Source organism: Bacillus sp. NEB1478 (assembly GCF_031582965.1).
Taxonomy (GTDB): Bacteria; Bacillota; Bacilli; order Bacillales; family Fictibacillaceae; genus Fictibacillus.
In genome coordinates, this window is record NZ_CP134049.1 from 3,743,359 (window position 1) to 3,759,768 (window position 16,410).

The following is a 16,410-nucleotide window of genomic DNA, read 5'->3' on the forward strand; positions in this document are numbered from 1 at the left end:
CTTATTTCCCCTCTTTTCCCCATTGTAAAAATTGCTCGATTTCATCCATCGTGCTATTCAGTGCACTTATCTTTTTTTCAATATCCTGTTTCTTGTTCACTAAAATTCTCTCCAGATTCTCAAAAGATTCATCTTCTATAACTGTTTTCATCTCTTGTATCGTAAAATTGAATTTACGCAAACTTACAAGAATCATCGCAACCAAGTAAGATCCATTATCATAGTATCTGTAGTTATTTCGGCGGTCTATGAATGCAGGTTCTAATAACTTCACCTCAGCATAATACCTCAATGTCTCCTTGCTCAATCCAGTCATTTGTGAAAACTCACTCACTTTATACATGTTACATCACCACCTGCAAATTCATCATAAACCGTGTTGTGCACAACAAGGTCAACAACTTTTTTCAAATGAATACTTATCACATTCTTTATAGAAACCTGTCATTCCTTTTTAAGATTACTATTAATACACAAAAGGGATTTGCTCAAACTAAAAGAAATATTAAAATGAATAGGGAGGAATTGAAAATGAAGTTTAATGATTACGAGGATTTTTGGCCATTTTATCTTTCTCAGCATAGCAAGCCCTCGACAAGAGCCTGGCATTTCGTTGGCACATCGTTTGTATTCATCTTTATCCTGCTCGCTATTTTGAGCAGTTTGTGGTTTCTTTTGCTGGCGCCTGTTGTAGCATACGGAATCGCTTGGTTTAGCCATTTCTTTATTGAAGGGAATAAACCTGCTACATTCGGTCATCCGTTTTGGTCACTTCGAGCAGATTTTCGTATGTATCGTTTAATCCTTTTTGGGCAGTTAGATAAAGAAATGAATAAGTTATCAAAAAGAATGTAAATCACGAAAAAACTCATCCTTAATTTTAAAAGATGAGTTTTTGTTTTATCTTATTTATTCTTCTGTGCCCGGAACGCGGCATGAACGATTTCCTCAACATGAGAGATTCGTCCTAAATCATCTTTATGGACGATATGTTTCCGTTTGAATTTTGCAGGTGAATCCAGTCCTGCTGCTGCTGCTAGATTAAAAAGTCCTTCACGTAAGGAAATCACATAGTTTGCAACCCGATAATGTTTCTCCTCAATACTCAAACCATCTTGAAGCTTTTTATTAGTAGTAGCCACGCCTACAGGGCAATTGTTCGTATGACAGACCTGTGCCATAATACAGCCCACACTAATCATAAAACCTCTTGCAATATTCACTAAATCAGCACCCATCGCAAGTGCAATGGCGACTTTATCAGGAGTAATAAGTTTTCCAGATGCGATTAATTTAACTCTGTCACGTATACCATAATTCGTAAGCATTTCATCCATAACAGGCAAAGCAGCTGAGATCGGCAACCCTACTGCATCTGCAAGCTCCTGAAAGGTTGCTCCTGTACCTCCTTCGCCACCATCAATGGTTATAAAGTCAGGGCCCTTCCCGCTTTCTTTCATAGTCGCAACCATATCTTCCAAAGCATCCAAATCTCCTACAACAATTTTTATCCCAACTGGCTTACCGCCAACATCTCTTAGTTTTTCAATAAACTCGAACATAGACGATGGATTATCAAATTCATAAAAACGGTTCGGACTGTTTATGGTTTTACCAGCCTCTACTAGCCGAATTTTTGCGATTTCTTCCGTTACCTTCTCTCCTTCAACATGTCCGCCTCTTGTTTTTGCACCCTGGGCGAGTTTCAGTTCAAAGGCTTTTATCTGATCCATCTGGCTCTTTTTCTTAAATTCTTCCCAAGAAAATTCTCCGTTCGGCTTTCTTACTCCAAACAGATCAGGTCCAATTTGCATAATAATATCAGGGCTGCCTGCTAAATGATAGTCAGACAGACCGCCTTCACCTGTATTCATCCACGTTCCTTTTGCAAGTCCTAGCCCTTTCGATAAGGCGGTAATTGCATTTTCGCCAAGTGCACCAAAACTCATAGCGGACTGTCCTACTAATCCTTTTACTATAAAAGGTGTACGGCATGTTTGTTCACCTATAACAACTGCGTCCTCATCTCTTAATAAATAAGGATCGACCAATTTTTCTTCGTGATGTTCTTTTCTAGTAAAAAGACCGTCCTTATCCACTTTATACGTTTTCGTGCGAACCTTGTCTGTATTATCGACTTTCAATTCATCACGCTGCTTCGGAAAAAGTGTATTACGGATATAAAAGCCCTCTGCTTCAAAATCATGATTTGAACCAAATCCGATCAATCTTTCTTTATATTTGCCGGCTTTAACAACATCCTGATATTGTTTTCTTGAAAAAGGCTTCCCTTCATTATCGTTATTAAAAAGATATTGGCGCAGCTCAGGACCGATTTTTTCACTCATATACCGAATGTTTCCGAGTACTGGGAAATTACGCAGTATAGCATGCTGTTTTTGGCGATCATCTTTTATATATAACATGATAAAGAATCCTAGGGGGATCAAAATAAGCAAACCGATTAAAACAATTAGTCCAATTACTAAATAATCCGTAATTCCCACTTTATCAACACCTTCTCTGCATTTTTCCTCATCAACAATCCATTTACAATTTAAAAGGCTTTAGCTATCGGAATCTTCCCTGCTGTAACTTCAATTATTTGATAAAAGGCTGCTTCATTATTTAATACTTCTACTAAAACAGATGCAGCATCTTCTTTTGATATTTCTCCGTCTATGCTCAAACCTTCACCAGTTTGAATCATTCTTGTACCTGGCTTATCCACTAGCCGACTTGGCCGAATAATGGTGTACTTAAAATCTTCCTTTTGCAAAAGCTCATCTGGTGCATGCTTCGCTCCTATTTTCCGTAAATCGCTGTTTTCAGGTTCGTGTGCACGAACCGCACTCATGAGAACAAACCGCTCTATGCCAAGATTTTTGGCTCCTCTAATCGAATCATTCACTTCTTGATGATCAATAAGAACGGATTTATTTCCTCCAGCCCTGTGACTGGACCCAGAAATATAAATAACAGCATCACACTCAGAAAATACTTCATTAAAATTATGTTCAGTACTTACCGCTACCTCTGTTGCACCTAATTTGTGCATATCAGGCTTTCGATTGATCTCACTTATAACGGCTACCGTTTCATACCCTCGTTTATTTAACGCTTTTAAAACATACTCACCAACAATTTCAGAAGCACCGACTACAGCGACTTTCAAATCAAAACCTCCCATTAAATGGTCATACTCTTTTTTACCACTCTTACTAGGAATAAAAACCTAACTGTCTCAATTCACAACAAAAAAACCCATCTCCATTATCGGAGATGGGTTTGATTATTTTCAGTTCATTTCTATTCAACGGTTACTGATTTAGCTAGGTTACGCGGCTTATCTACGTCACAGTCGCGGTGAAGCGCTGCATAGTAAGAAATCAGCTGCATAGGTACTACAGATACTAGCGGTGTTAAGTATGGGTGGATTTTAGGAAGTACGATGCGATCGTCTTCTTCTTGTAATCCGTCCATAGAGATCACGCATGTATAAGCGCCGCGTGCCGCTACCTCTTTCACGTTACCGCGGATACTTAAGTTAACGTGTTCTTGTGTAGCTAGAGCGATAACTGGTGTACCTTCTTCGATCAATGCAATTGTACCGTGCTTTAATTCTCCACCAGCAAAACCTTCTGCTTGGATGTAAGAGATTTCTTTTAGCTTAAGAGATCCTTCTAGACATACGTAGAAGTCAACAGAACGGCCAATGAAGAAACAGTTGCGTGTTACTGCTAAGTATTCGCGTGCAATTTTCTCCATCTCTTCTTTTTGATTGCATAAAACTTCAATTGCATTCGCTACAATTGCAAGCTCTTGAAGCGGATTGAATTCCAACTCAAGTCCTTTTGCACGAGCAGAGTCAACCGCTAAAATAGCAAGTACAGCAATTTGTGCTGTGTAAGCTTTTGTAGATGCAACCGCGATTTCAGGACCAGCATACAAGTTAAGTGTATAATCTGCTTCACGGGAAAGCGTTGATCCTGGTACGTTTGTAATCGTTAAAGCTTTGTGACCTAGTCTTTTGATCTCAACTAATACGGCACGGCTGTCTGCAGTCTCACCTGATTGAGAAATAAAAATGAACAATGGCTTTTCAGATAACAGCGGCATGTTATAAACGAACTCACTCGCAATGTGTGTTTCTACAGGAATGTTTGCGATGTTTTCAATCAGCTGTTTTCCAACTAGTCCAGCATGGTAGCTAGTTCCACACGCTACAATATAAATACGGTCTGCACCTTTCATAGCTGCACGAATATCGTCATCAAGCTTAAGGTTTCCGTCTTCGTTTTGGTATTGATTAATAATGTTACGCATTACGAAAGGCTGCTCATCAATTTCTTTTAACATAAAATGAGGATACGTACCTTTCTCGATGTCGCTTGCATCAAGTTCTGCTGTATAATGTTCGCGTTCTACAACTGTTCCATCAAGCGTTTTGATTGTGCAGCTGTCACTTTTTACAATTACAATTTCTTTATCCATTAATTCAACGTATTGATTTGTTTGAGAAAGCATTGCCATTGCATCACTTGCAATAACGTTAAATCCTTCACCAAGACCTACCAATAACGGACTTTTGTTTTTTCCAACATAGATGGTTTCAGGGTTTTCGTTGTCTAGAAGACCGATCGCATAAGAACCTTTAAGTTCTGACAATGTGCGTCGGAAAGCTTCTTCCACTTCCATACCTTCATTTACGAAATACTCGACAAGCTGAACGATAATCTCAGTATCTGTATCAGACAGCATTGTTACACTTGAAAGGTATTGTTTCTTCACTTGTTCATAGTTTTCGATTACACCATTGTGCACTAATGTAAAACGTTCTGTTGAACTTTGGTGTGGATGCGAATTCACTTTGCTTGGAACCCCGTGTGTAGCCCAACGTGTATGACCGATTCCTACTGGTGCTTCAACACTAAGATCTACACCTTCACGAAGGTTAGCGATACGCCCTTTTTCTTTAAACACGTGAACTCCGTCTTCGTTCAATACTGCGATTCCTGCTGAGTCATATCCGCGGTATTCTAACTTTTCAAGACCACGCAATAAGATTTCTTTTGCATCCTGATTTCCAATATAACCTACGATTCCACACATAAATAAACGTCCTCCTTAAAGCCATCACGCTCTGCTGACAGCTTTCACAGGGGGGGCCGTGAGCGGGGCTCACAACCCCACCTATGTTTTCTATTTGTATTTTGGGTTTGTCACTTGCTTTCGTCTTTGTACAGGAAGTCACCTTACCTGGTTTGAACAAAAGCTTACGGAAGTGATTGTTCCGAGAGGCATCCGCCGAATAATCGATGAACCTCTTCCTCGTCAACTGCTCTTTTCCGGTCAGCAGTTCAGGCGCTTTTAAATGAAGATATAATTGTAAACTCCTTCCTTTTTTTAGAGTAAACAAAAATAATCATACACGTGTTTTTCGCAACCGTCAATTATTATTATTTCCCGATTTCTGAAAAAATCGAACCTTGATTAGCTGCATAATAAAAAAGTATGCATACACAGCTCGTTGTGTGAGCCGCATATGCATATGTTTCGAGCCTTTTTTACGTTTCTGGGGATGAATGCTGTTTTTTATACTAACTCTTTTTTAACGACTTCTACAATTTCATCAGCATACTTTTCGCACAGTTCTTCGCTAGGAGCTTCCACCATTACACGTACAAGCGGCTCAGTTCCTGAAGGTCGTACAAGCACTCTTCCGTTGCCTTCAAGCTCAGTTTCCACTTTGTCGATCGCTGTTTTGATTCCTTCGTTCCCGCTTAGTTTTGATTTGTCCGCTACTTTAACATTCACTAATAGCTGAGGAAACTTCTCCATTTCAGCTGCTAGCTCAGAAAGAGGTTTACCTGTTGCTTTAACAATTGAAGCTAGCTGGATACCAGATAACAAACCGTCACCTGTTGTTGTGTAGTCTAAGAAAATAATATGCCCAGACTGCTCTCCGCCAAGATTAAAATTGTTTTTGCGCATTTCTTCCATAACATAGCGATCGCCAACAGCCGTTTGTGCAGATTTTAAACCATTTGCTTCAACTGCTTTATAAAAACCAAGGTTGCTCATAACCGTGGATACAACTGTATCTTCTTTAAGACGTCCTTGCTCTTTTAGGTATTTTGCACAGATGAACATGATTTGGTCACCGTCTACAATATCTCCATTTTCATCGATTCCAATCAATCTGTCTCCATCACCATCAAATGCTAACCCCATGTCACACCCTTTTTCTTTTACAAGTTCAGCCAGCTTTTCAGGATGTGTACTTCCAACACCATCATTGATATTCAATCCGTTCGGACTAGTGCCCATTGTTGAGATATCTGCCTCAAGATCCGCAAAAAGATGTGGAGCATGTGATGAAGTCGCTCCATGTGCGCAATCAAGAGCAATATGCAATCCTGAGAAATCTCCAGGAATCGTTTGTTTTAAATATTGCAAGTACTTTTGTCCGCCTTCGAAATAGTCGCTGACAGAGCCTAAATCACCACCGGTAGGGCGCGGCAGTTCATCCGTTTCTTTATCAAGTAAAGCTTCGATTTCAGCTTCTTGCTCGTCTAATAGCTTAAAGCCATCAGCTCCAAAGAATTTTATCCCGTTATCTGCGACTGGATTATGAGAAGCTGAAATCATTACTCCAGCTTGTGCACCCTGTATCTTTGTTAAATAGGCAACACCTGGAGTAGAAATTACACCTAAACGCATAACTTCTGCACCGATTGATAAAAGTCCCGCTATAAGTGCTCCCTCGAGCATTTGTCCTGAAATTCGTGTATCTCGTCCGATTAGGATCTTTGGCTTTTTTACATCCTTCGTTAAAACATATCCTCCAAAACGTCCTAATTTAAAAGCAAGTTCAGGTGTAAGCTCCGAGTTTGCTACGCCTCTCACACCATCTGTACCAAAATATTTTCCCATTACTGCTCTCTCCTTCATCTATTGACTGCTAGTTTCGGTTTGTATTTCCACACTGGCTTCTTGAACTGCTTCAGTCAGATCAATATCAGCAGGATTTTTCCAATCAATTTCTACATCATATTTGCCTTGTTCCAGTTTGCTGACGTCTACAATACCCTGCAGGTCTGCTTTATCTATAGAATCAAGGACTTCTTTTTTACCTTTTACTGTAACATCACCCTTGCCTTCTGCTGGATCTATAAAGGTAGCTTTTTTGTTCTCATCTACACCCAGCAATTTTAAAGGTACATCTGTAAAGGTTCTAGTTACTTCTTCTTCCTCAACATCTACAGTGACGGTTACTTCTTTTCTCGAAACCGTTTCAATGCCTTCAGGAACAGGGACATCAACGGTTAAGGTTGTATCTTTCTTAATCTTGCTTAAATCTATTGAAATGCCTTTGTAAGCATCATATTGGTTTAATGCAGAAGTCGTACCAGTAAGTGTGAGTTCTTTAGGACTAGAGGTGACAGATGCAAGCTTAAGCCCCTCTTCTAATTGACCTTTCGTCTCTATTGAAATTGGTACCGTTTTTTGCGGTTTTTTTATCGGTACATTCACATCAGCAACTGCTGGATCAATTTTCACATCAATAAGATCACCTTGTTGATTATACGCTCGCAAAGGAACTTTTGCTCTTACTGCTTCATTTGCTTTGCCGACATCAATATAGCCGGAAATAAATGAGATCTGATTTACCATGCCTTCCGCACCCGTTACTTTAACGGATTTAGGTGTGTATTCAACATCCCCCGTTGTATAGCCTTCTGGAAGTTTTTTTGTATTTTTCAAATCAACGTTGACTGGCAGCTCTTTTGTAATTTTCTTATGAAGTGTTACATTGACGTAAGCTGGCTTAACTTTCGCTTCTACTCCATCTGGCAACCCGTTTACCTGTACCTTCACCCTGTTATCTCCAGGCTTCTTATCTGTTAAGTCAATATAGGCTTCGAAATTTTTATCGACTTTTGTCGCTTTTGTAATTAAACGGCTCGATCCGCTTAAAGTAACATCTACTGAAGCAGGCAGATCAGTCAGTACAAAGTTCTGTTCATTAAAGTAAGGTTTGATCGGTATATTCTGTAGTGTTTCGCTTTCTTTATACATTTTTGTCCAGAATGTACGGTTTGTCGCTTCTTCTTGTGTTTCCATGGAAACCACTGTGTACATCATTAGAGCAAGGAGGAAAGCAATGATTTTTACAAACCATGAACTATTAAGGAGTTTGTCCATTTTTCTTCCCCCTCCAATTCCAGCGATTTGAGGAAGTAGACTTATGTGAAATAATTAATTCCGCATTTAATAAATTCTTTAACGATTCTTCCTCTAAGTTACGATAAATCTCTCCATTCTTCGTAAGAGAGATCGTGCCTGTTTCCTCTGAAACGATAACCGTTACTGCATCTGTTACCTCACTGATTCCAAGTGCCGCTCTATGTCTTGTTCCAAGTTCTTTTGAGACGAACGGACTTTCTGTAAGCGGCAGATAGCATCCCGCTGCATAAACTTGACTTTGCTTGATAATAACAGCCCCATCATGCAGTGGTGTATTTGGAACAAAAATATTCGTTAAGAGCTCGGATGTAAGCTCACCTTTTATCGGGATCCCCGTTTCCACATATTCACTCAATCCCGTTTCTCTTTCAATCGAAATAATGGCACCAATTCGGCGCTTTGACATGTAGTTTGTTGACTTTACGACGGCTGCAATCGATTTTTCAATTTCCTCTTCTTCAGGAATTCCTGCTCTGGAGAAGAACTTTCCTCGCCCTAGCTGTTCGAGTGCACGCCGGAGTTCAGGCTGGAAAATGATAATGATGGCAAGCAATCCGTATGTAATGACTTTGTCCATTAACCAAGACATCGTACGAAGATCAAACGCACTGCTTAAAAACCATACAACAATGATAACGCTTATCCCTTTTAACAATTGAACGGCTTTCGTTCCGCGGATCAGCATGATCAGCTTATAAATGACGTAGGTCACCAATAAAATATCAATGATTTGTGTAATGTAATTAAAAATATTAAAGTTTGCGATTGGTAACATATCTTCCCTCCCAACTCGGTTACTATGATTTCCAAGCTGAAGTTTCAAAATAGATTTAACTTATTTATTATAGCATACCTCATTATTTAGAAAACTGAGCATGGAAGCTGATAAATAGATTCATGACAACGAGTCTCTCCGTTTATCTTCCCTATCATTTGTTCACTTAAAAACAAGAAGATCGAGGAAGTGAAGTTTCCGGGGAGCAGCGTGTAGTTTTTCCTACATGAGCACCGAAAAAATGAAAATGACAAAGAGATTCGCCGTTTATCAATCAACAATATAAAAAAAGCCGTCAGACAACGGCTTATCATACCCACTACCCATAGATTCTTGTTTTGTCGTAAATATAGATTTCAACTTGTACCATACCCATTCGACAACTTGTTCTATTTCTTGACTGTGACCTGTTACTTCGCCTGCTGAGGCTACGTATTGATTTCCTTTGATGACAGTTACATTACCATCTACTTTTCCTTCAATCCGGACATCAGCATTTTTAACGACAAGGTCACCTTTAATGGTTTCTCCTTTTGGAACGATAACCATTCGGTCTGCTTTCTGGATCTCCAGATTTCCTTGTCCTTTCACAACCGCTAATTCTTCTTGATTGAATGTCGTAAACACTGAAGCTGCCATAAATATCATAAAAATAGCTGCCGCTGTTAGAGCCGGATGGTGCTGCATCCATCGCTTCCATCTAAATGCCTGCTTTTCTCTTGGCAGTTTTGCCATTACGGCTTTCGTAAAACCCTCTGGGGCTTTTAAATCCGTTTCTATCTGCAATTCTTTTAGTGTACCTGTTAGCATTTCATACTCAAATTTACATGAATCACACTCTTCCAAATGTGCATAGAATTGGCGTTCCTCTTCAGGAGTTGCCTCGTGATCCAGTACTTTATTCATCAATTCATCATAGGTTGAAACTTCACACTGCATTGATCGTCACCTCGTTTTTACAACCATTTGGAATACTTTTTTTAATGCTTCCCGTCCTCGATGTATACGGGTTTTTACAGTCGGAACTGGAATATCCATGATCTGGCTTATTTCCTCTAATGATAGATCTTCTACATATTTGAGTATGATTGCTGTCCGATATTTTTCAGGTAATTTCATAATCTCTTGCTGCAATTCGTTTTTGCGTTCATTCTCGGTTACAACCTCTTCAGGCAGTGGATCTTCAACAGCAAGCTGGCTATACATGTTCGCCCCTTCTGTCCCCGGAACTTCTGCATCTAAATAATAATCAGGCTTCTTTTTCCTTAATCGGTCGATGCATAAGTTTGTTGCAATTCTAAAGATCCAAGTTGAAAATTTAAAATCGTTATTGTATTTATCAATATTACGGTAAGCTTTTAAAAAAGTTTCTTGTGCTAAATCTTCTGCTTCATGTCCATTGCCGACCATCCGGAAACAATGCCGGTATATTTTATCTTTAAAAAGGTCGACAATGCCTTCAAACGCTTCTTGGTCCCCTTTTTTCACTTGGGCAACCATATTCGCTATTAAGGCATCCATTCATTATCACCACTCGGATTTTATTTACGTTTGTTTCAGAAATAAGTTTCAACATCTTTTATTCTTTTTTTATTTTATCATGCCGCGGAATTTGACGAAATGAAAAGGTATAATTTTCTAAAAATGGGGTTTTGAAAAAAACATGCCTGGGAATATTAAGTTTATAAAATAATTATCCCATTAGAGAGGTGTTATTCTATGTATAGAGATGTATTAATTGAACAAATTGAACACTCCCGGCAGCAGATGAATGAGTTATCAAAACATCTTCCTTTAATTGCGGAGGAAGTTGTTGAACTCTCTCAAGAAATCGATCAACTACTCAATCAGTACCAAAGAATCAACGATACTATAAATGATAAAGAAAAGTTGCTCCCGTAAATACAGAAGCAACTGTTTCATTTACTATAGATTTATAAAAGTTTTTCACCAAATAAAGATCCCATTAAAGCTACAGCAACTGTAGCCGTTTTGTTTTTCTCATCGAGAATTGGATTTACTTCTACAAATTCAGCAGAAGTAATAATTTCTGCTTCAGCAAGCATCTCCATAGCCAAATGACTCTCTCTGTAACTAATTCCTCCAAGAACAGGAGTCCCTACGCCTGGAGCATCATGAGGATCCAATCCATCAAGATCTAAGCTCAAATGAACACCATCTGTATGTGATAGGTATTCAATCGCCTCTTCCATAACTTTGGTCATACCAAGACGATCAATTTCATGCATCGTATATACTCTAATGCCTTTTTCCTTAATGAGTTCTCTTTCTCCTTCATCAAGAGAACGCGCACCGATAATTACAATATTTTCAGGCTTAATTTTAGGAGCATAGCCGCTAATATTCGTTAGCTTTTCATGGCCAATTCCTATACTCGCCGCCAATGGCATACCATGAATATTTCCGCTTGGAGAAGTATCTGCCGTATTCAAATCACCATGGGCATCATACCAGATTACCCCAAGGTTTTTATAATGCTTAGATACCCCAGCTAAAGTACCGATAGCTATACTATGATCTCCACCTAAAACGAGTGGAAATTTATTTGATTTTATTACTCCTGAAACGGCTTCTGAAAGTTTTTCACTCGCCTCAATTACACCGTTTAAGTTTTTTAATTTTCCATCGTTCGCTGTATCCTGTTTTTCAGGAAGTGCGATTTCAATATTCCCCATATCTTCAACTCTATAATGAAGGTTTTCTAATCGCTCTACAATCCCCGCATATCTGATGGCACTTGGTCCCATATCCACACCGCGGCGCATTTGTCCTAAATCCACTGGAACACCGATCATTGTTATATCTTTCTTCATTTCTTTCTTCCTCCCTTATTACAAAGAAACAAATACCTATGTCTATTGTATATGTAAGGGTTTTCATGGTTCAACTGGACAAAAATTTGCATAGATATACTAAAATATAAGGACTTTCGGAAGTGAAATACATATTTATTAGTTAAATTAAAAAATGAAGATGGAATCGTCCATCTTCAAACAGTTGTGTTCTCTTGTTTTCTTTCTTGCGATTCAATAAAAAAAATTCAGGCATCAGCCTGAATTGTCATTAGTTATGTATATGGTGGAGCTTAGCGGGATCGAACCGCTGACCTCCTGCGTGCAAGGCAGGCGCTCTCCCAGCTGAGCTAAAGCCCCAACAAAAGATAATGGAGCGGGTGATGAGAATCGAACTCACGACCAGAGCTTGGAAGGCTCTTGTTTTACCATTAAACTACACCCGCAGTATTAAAAAATTATTACCTATGTTTCTAGAAGTTATACAAAAATGGTGGAGGGGGACGGATTCGAACCGCCGAACCCGGAGGGAGCGGATTTACAGTCCGCCGCGTTTAGCCACTTCGCTACCCCTCCACATATAAAAAAAAGACTAACATTATCAATTTAATTTTTTGTTAAAATAAAATTGATGGTGCCGGCTAGAGGACTTGAACCCCCAACCTACTGATTACAAGTCAGTTGCTCTACCAATTGAGCTAAACCGGCAAGTAAATAAATGGTGGAGGATGACGGGTTCGAACCGCCGACCCCCTGCTTGTAAGGCAGGTGCTCTCCCAGCTGAGCTAATCCTCCGTGAAAAATATATGGTGACCCGTACGGGATTCGAACCCGTGTTACCGCCGTGAAAGGGCGGTGTCTTAACCGCTTGACCAACGGGCCATTTATTTTATTTATATGGAGCTTCCAACCGGGCTCGAACCGGTGACCTCTTCCTTACCATGGAAGCACTCTACCTGCTGAGCTATGGAAGCAAAGAAAGTAAATGGCTCCACAGGCAGGACTCGAACCTGCGACCGATCGGTTAACAGCCGATAGCTCTACCACTGAGCTACTGTGGAATAACATAATAATATACAATCCACTAAACGGAAATCCTTTTAATTTTAAGACTATAGCCCAGCGACGTCCTACTCTAACAGGGGGAGACCCCCAACTACCATCGGCGCTGAAGAGCTTAACTTCCGTGTTCGGTATGGGAACGGGTGTGACCTCTTCGCCATCATCACTGGACCAAGTTACATATGTAACATCTTAAAATCTTTATCCTGTTGGACAAGATAAATTTTATAATATTTCATTATAGAAATCAAGAGAATCTTTATCGATTTTTAAAATCAATATGCATGCTCTCTCAAAACTAGATACGACGTTTCCAAACGTTATGCTTTTTTAAGGATAAGCCCTCGACCGATTAGTATCTGTCAGCTCCACGTGTCGCCACGCTTCCACACCAGACCTATCAACCTCATCATCTCTAAGGGGTCTTACTCACTTGACGTGATGGAAATCTCATCTTGAGGGGGGCTTCATGCTTAGATGCTTTCAGCACTTATCCCGTCCACACGTAGCTACCCAGCTATGCCCCTGGCGGAACAACTGGTACACCAGCGGTGTGTCCATCCCGGTCCTCTCGTACTAAGGACAGCTCCTCTCAAATTTCCTGCGCCCGCGACGGATAGGGACCGAACTGTCTCACGACGTTCTGAACCCAGCTCGCGTACCGCTTTAATGGGCGAACAGCCCAACCCTTGGGACCTACTTCAGCCCCAGGATGCGATGAGCCGACATCGAGGTGCCAAACCTCCCCGTCGATGTGGACTCTTGGGGGAGATAAGCCTGTTATCCCCAGGGTAGCTTTTATCCGTTGAGCGATGGCCCTTCCATGCGGAACCACCGGATCACTAAGCCCGACTTTCGTCCCTGCTCGACTTGTAGGTCTCGCAGTCAAGCTCCCTTGTGCCTTTACACTCTGCGAATGATTTCCAACCATTCTGAGGGAACCTTTGGGCGCCTCCGTTACTGTTTAGGAGGCGACCGCCCCAGTCAAACTGCCCACCTGACACTGTCTCTGAACCGGATCACGGTTCTAGGTTAGAATTTCAATACAGCCAGGGTAGTATCCCACCGACGCCTCCACCGAAGCTGGCGCTCCGGCTTCTCAGGCTCCTACCTATCCTGTACAAGCTGTACCAAAATCCAATATCAAGTTGCAGTAAAGCTCCATGGGGTCTTTCCGTCCTGTCGCGGGTAACCTGCATCTTCACAGGTACTATAATTTCACCGGGTCTCTCGTTGAGACAGTATCCAAGTCGTTACACCTTTCGTGCGGGTCGGAACTTACCCGACAAGGAATTTCGCTACCTTAGGACCGTTATAGTTACGGCCGCCGTTTACTGGGGCTTCAATTCAGAGCTTCTCCTAAAAGGATAACCCCTCCTCTTAACCTTCCAGCACCGGGCAGGTGTCAGCCCCTATACTTCACCTTGCGGTTTCGCAGAGACCTGTGTTTTTGCTAAACAGTCGCTTGGATCTATTCACTGCGGCTCTCTCGGGCGATAAACCCTATCAGAGCACCCCTTCTCCCGAAGTTACGGGGTCATTTTGCCGAGTTCCTTAACGAGAGTTCTCCCGATCATCTTAGGATTCTCTCCTCGCCTACCTGTGTCGGTTTGCGGTACGGGCACATCTTTCCTCACTAGAGGCTTTTCTTGGCAGTGTAGGATCAGGGACTTCGGTACTAAATTTCCCTCGCCATCACAGCTCAGCCTTCACGTTGGACGGATTTGCCTATCCAACAGCCTAACTGCTTAGACGCACTATTCCATCAGTGCGCTCACCCTACCTTACTGCGTCCCCCCATCGTTCAAACGGAAAGGAAGTGGTACAGGAATATCAACCTGTTATCCATCGCCTACGCTTTTCAGCCTCGGCTTAGGCCCCGACTAACCCTGAGCGGACGAGCCTTCCTCAGGAAACCTTAGGCTTTCGATGGACAAGATTCTCACTTGTCTTTCGCTACTCATACCGGCATTCTCACTTCAAAGCGCTCCACCAGTCCTTCCGGTCTGACTTCGCTGCACTTCGAACGCTCCCCTACCCCTGTACCATACGGTACAAGCCATAGCTTCGGTGATACGTTTAGCCCCGTTACATTTTCGGCGCAGAGTCACTCGACCAGTGAGCTATTACGCACTCTTTAAATGGTGGCTGCTTCTAAGCCAACATCCTGGTTGTCTGGGCAACTCCACATCCTTTGCCACTTAACGTATACTTTGGGACCTTAGCTGATGGTCTGGGCTGTTTCCCTTTTGACTACGGATCTTATCACTCGCAGTCTGACTCCCGCGGATAATTCTCTGGCATTCGGAGTTTGACTGAATTCGGTAACCCTGTGGGGGCCCCTAGTCCAATCAGTGCTCTACCTCCAGGAATCTTGCCGCGAGGCTAGCCCTAAAGCTATTTCGGGGAGAACCAGCTATCTCCGTGTTCGATTGGCATTTCACCCCTACCCACACCTCATCCCCGCACTTTTCAACGTGCGTGGGTTCGGGCCTCCATTCAGTGTTACCTGAACTTCACCCTGGACATGGGTAGATCACACGGTTTCGGGTCTACGACCACGTACTATGTCGCCCTATTCAGACTCGCTTTCGCTGCGGCTCCGTCTATTCAACTTAACCTTGCACGGGATCGTAACTCGCCGGTTCATTCTACAAAAGGCACGCCGTCACCCGTTAATGGGCTCCGACTACTTGTAGGCACACGGTTTCAGGATCTATTTCACTCCCCTTCCGGGGTGCTTTTCACCTTTCCCTCACGGTACTGGTTCACTATCGGTCACTAGGGAGTATTTAGCCTTGGGAGATGGTCCTCCCGGATTCCGACGGGGTTTCACGTGTCCCGCCGTACTCAGGATCCACTCTGGAGGGAACGAAGTTTCAGCTACAGGGCTGTTACCTTCTTCGGCTGGCCTTTCCAGACCACTTCACCTACCTCGTTCCTTTGTAACTCCGTATAGAGTGTCCTACAACCCCAGAGGGCAAGCCCTCTGGTTTGGGCTGATTCCGTTTCGCTCGCCGCTACTCAGGAAATCGCATTTGCTTTCTCTTCCTCCGGGTACTTAGATGTTTCAGTTCCCCGGGTCTGCCTTCTCATACCCTATGTATTCAGATATGGATACCATCCCATTACGGATGGTGGGTTCCCCCATTCGGAAATCCCCGGATCAATGCTTACTTACAGCTCCCCGAGGCATATCGGTGTTCGTCCCGTCCTTCTTCGGCTCCTAGTGCCAAGGCATCCACCGTGCGCCCTTTCTAGCTTAACCTTATAACTTACGATCAACTTCGAATTTCTTCGTTTCTCGTAACTTAACTTAAAAAGTTATTGCTTGGCGCAGATAAATAATATATATCTGCCTTGCATATTGTTTGGATGTCGATATCTAGTTTTCAAAGAACATAGTTAAAATAACCTTTCCGATCTTTAAGAACGAAAAAATGTTATTTAGTTGAGAGTTTTGAGTTCTCTCAAAACTGAACAAAAGAAGAATAGGCGTACTTACGAAAC

At 41.8% G+C, this 16,410-nt stretch carries 12 protein-coding genes, 8 tRNA genes and 2 rRNA genes; 2 read left to right on the plus strand and 20 right to left on the minus strand.

Translation table 11 applies throughout. From position 1 onward, the window contains the following. Position 1 precedes the first annotated feature (1 nt). The gene (locus RGB74_RS19025; protein WP_310760819.1) at positions 2-343 is read right to left on the minus strand and encodes a MerR family transcriptional regulator; all 342 of its coding nucleotides are present in this window, start codon (positions 341-343) and stop codon (positions 2-4) included. A 188-nt stretch (positions 344-531) separates the two neighbouring features. On the opposite strand from RGB74_RS19025, the gene RGB74_RS19030 reads away from it, so the two are divergent. Beyond that, on the plus strand, positions 532-855 hold the full coding sequence (locus RGB74_RS19030) for an Mpo1-like protein (RefSeq protein WP_310760820.1): 324 nt from the start codon (positions 532-534) through the stop codon (positions 853-855). A gap of 50 nt (positions 856-905) precedes the next feature. Here the strand turns inward: RGB74_RS19030 and RGB74_RS19035 are convergent, their stop codons facing one another. The 8 genes from RGB74_RS19035 to sigW all read right to left on the minus strand — a co-directional run bounded on the left by RGB74_RS19035 (position 906) and on the right by sigW (position 10,546). Then, positions 906-2,507: an FMN-binding glutamate synthase family protein gene (locus RGB74_RS19035; RefSeq protein ID WP_310760821.1), complete on the minus strand. Its 1,602-nt coding sequence runs from the start codon at positions 2,505-2,507 to the stop codon at positions 906-908. A 50-nt stretch (positions 2,508-2,557) separates the two neighbouring features. Next, positions 2,558-3,175 carry an NAD(P)H-binding protein gene (locus RGB74_RS19040; protein ID WP_310760822.1) on the minus strand — a complete coding sequence of 206 codons (618 nt, stop codon included), beginning with the start codon at positions 3,173-3,175 and terminating at the stop codon, positions 2,558-2,560. 134 nt (positions 3,176-3,309) lie between these two features. Beyond that, positions 3,310-5,112: a glutamine--fructose-6-phosphate transaminase (isomerizing) gene (gene glmS / locus RGB74_RS19045; protein ID WP_310760823.1), complete on the minus strand. Its 1,803-nt coding sequence runs from the start codon at positions 5,110-5,112 to the stop codon at positions 3,310-3,312. A 483-nt stretch (positions 5,113-5,595) separates the two neighbouring features. Continuing rightward, entirely contained in the window at positions 5,596-6,936 is a 1,341-nt protein-coding gene (glmM, locus tag RGB74_RS19050) for a phosphoglucosamine mutase (protein ID WP_310760824.1), read from the minus strand. Between the two features lie 18 nt (positions 6,937-6,954). After that, positions 6,955-8,208, minus strand: a complete 1,254-nt coding sequence (locus RGB74_RS19055) for a CdaR family protein (RefSeq protein ID WP_310760825.1) — start codon at positions 8,206-8,208, stop codon at positions 6,955-6,957. Then, positions 8,192-9,025 carry a diadenylate cyclase CdaA gene (cdaA, locus tag RGB74_RS19060; protein ID WP_310760826.1) on the minus strand — a complete coding sequence of 278 codons (834 nt, stop codon included), beginning with the start codon at positions 9,023-9,025 and terminating at the stop codon, positions 8,192-8,194. Before cdaA ends, RGB74_RS19055 begins: the two co-directional genes overlap by 17 nt. A 270-nt stretch (positions 9,026-9,295) precedes the next feature. Then, positions 9,296-9,964, minus strand: a complete 669-nt coding sequence (locus tag RGB74_RS19065) for a zf-HC2 domain-containing protein (protein ID WP_310760827.1) — start codon at positions 9,962-9,964, stop codon at positions 9,296-9,298. Between the two features lie 6 nt (positions 9,965-9,970). Then, positions 9,971-10,546, minus strand: a complete 576-nt coding sequence (gene sigW, locus RGB74_RS19070) for an RNA polymerase sigma factor SigW (RefSeq protein WP_310760828.1) — start codon at positions 10,544-10,546, stop codon at positions 9,971-9,973. 198 nt (positions 10,547-10,744) lie between these two features. Here sigW and RGB74_RS19075 point away from each other — a divergent pair, with 198 nt between their 5' ends. Beyond that, positions 10,745-10,927 (plus strand): aspartyl-phosphate phosphatase Spo0E family protein, encoded by a 183-nt coding sequence (locus RGB74_RS19075; protein WP_310760829.1) that lies wholly within the window; start codon positions 10,745-10,747, stop codon positions 10,925-10,927. A 32-nt stretch (positions 10,928-10,959) separates the two neighbouring features. On the opposite strand, the gene rocF is transcribed toward RGB74_RS19075, so the two are convergent. The 11 genes from rocF to RGB74_RS19130 form a co-directional block, all read right to left on the minus strand. Continuing rightward, positions 10,960-11,859, minus strand: a complete 900-nt coding sequence (gene rocF, locus RGB74_RS19080) for an arginase (protein ID WP_310760830.1) — start codon at positions 11,857-11,859, stop codon at positions 10,960-10,962. A 263-nt stretch (positions 11,860-12,122) separates the two neighbouring features. Next, positions 12,123-12,198 (minus strand) — tRNA-Ala (locus tag RGB74_RS19085). Positions 12,199-12,210: 12 nt separating this feature from the next. Next, a tRNA-Gly gene (locus tag RGB74_RS19090) sits at positions 12,211-12,284 on the minus strand. A gap of 45 nt (positions 12,285-12,329) precedes the next feature. Further along, positions 12,330-12,414, minus strand: a tRNA-Tyr gene (locus RGB74_RS19095). A 56-nt stretch (positions 12,415-12,470) separates the two neighbouring features. Then, positions 12,471-12,546: transfer RNA gene (locus tag RGB74_RS19100), tRNA-Thr, on the minus strand. Positions 12,547-12,557: 11 nt separating this feature from the next. Beyond that, a tRNA-Val gene (locus RGB74_RS19105) sits at positions 12,558-12,633 on the minus strand. A gap of 12 nt (positions 12,634-12,645) precedes the next feature. Beyond that, positions 12,646-12,720, minus strand: a tRNA-Glu gene (locus RGB74_RS19110). Between the two features lie 16 nt (positions 12,721-12,736). Beyond that, positions 12,737-12,812, minus strand: a tRNA-Thr gene (locus RGB74_RS19115). 12 nt (positions 12,813-12,824) lie between these two features. Continuing rightward, positions 12,825-12,899: transfer RNA gene (locus RGB74_RS19120), tRNA-Asn, on the minus strand. A 56-nt stretch (positions 12,900-12,955) separates the two neighbouring features. Then, positions 12,956-13,071: ribosomal RNA gene (gene rrf, locus RGB74_RS19125) — 5S ribosomal RNA — on the minus strand. Between the two features lie 161 nt (positions 13,072-13,232). Further along, positions 13,233-16,168: ribosomal RNA gene (locus RGB74_RS19130) — 23S ribosomal RNA — on the minus strand. Positions 16,169-16,410 lie beyond the last annotated feature (242 nt).

Excerpts from the sequence above, each read along its gene's own strand:
- RGB74_RS19025 (WP_310760819.1), bottom strand. The coding sequence starts at position 343 with ATGTATAAAGTGAGTGAGTTTTCACAAATGACTGGATTGAGCAAGGAG.
- cdaA (WP_310760826.1), bottom strand. The coding sequence starts at position 9,025 with ATGTTACCAATCGCAAACTTTAATATTTTTAATTACATTACACAAATC.
- sigW (WP_310760828.1), bottom strand. The coding sequence starts at position 10,546 with ATGGATGCCTTAATAGCGAATATGGTTGCCCAAGTGAAAAAAGGGGAC.
- rocF (WP_310760830.1), bottom strand. The coding sequence starts at position 11,859 with ATGAAGAAAGATATAACAATGATCGGTGTTCCAGTGGATTTAGGACAA.
- RGB74_RS19055 (WP_310760825.1), bottom strand. The coding sequence starts at position 8,208 with ATGGACAAACTCCTTAATAGTTCATGGTTTGTAAAAATCATTGCTTTC.
- RGB74_RS19075 (WP_310760829.1), top strand. The coding sequence starts at position 10,745 with ATGTATAGAGATGTATTAATTGAACAAATTGAACACTCCCGGCAGCAG.
- glmS (WP_310760823.1), bottom strand. The coding sequence starts at position 5,112 with ATGTGTGGAATCGTAGGTTATATTGGAAATCAGGATGCAAAAGAAATC.
- RGB74_RS19030 (WP_310760820.1), top strand. The coding sequence starts at position 532 with ATGAAGTTTAATGATTACGAGGATTTTTGGCCATTTTATCTTTCTCAG.
- RGB74_RS19065 (WP_310760827.1), bottom strand. The coding sequence starts at position 9,964 with ATGCAGTGTGAAGTTTCAACCTATGATGAATTGATGAATAAAGTACTG.
- glmM (WP_310760824.1), bottom strand. The coding sequence starts at position 6,936 with ATGGGAAAATATTTTGGTACAGATGGTGTGAGAGGCGTAGCAAACTCG.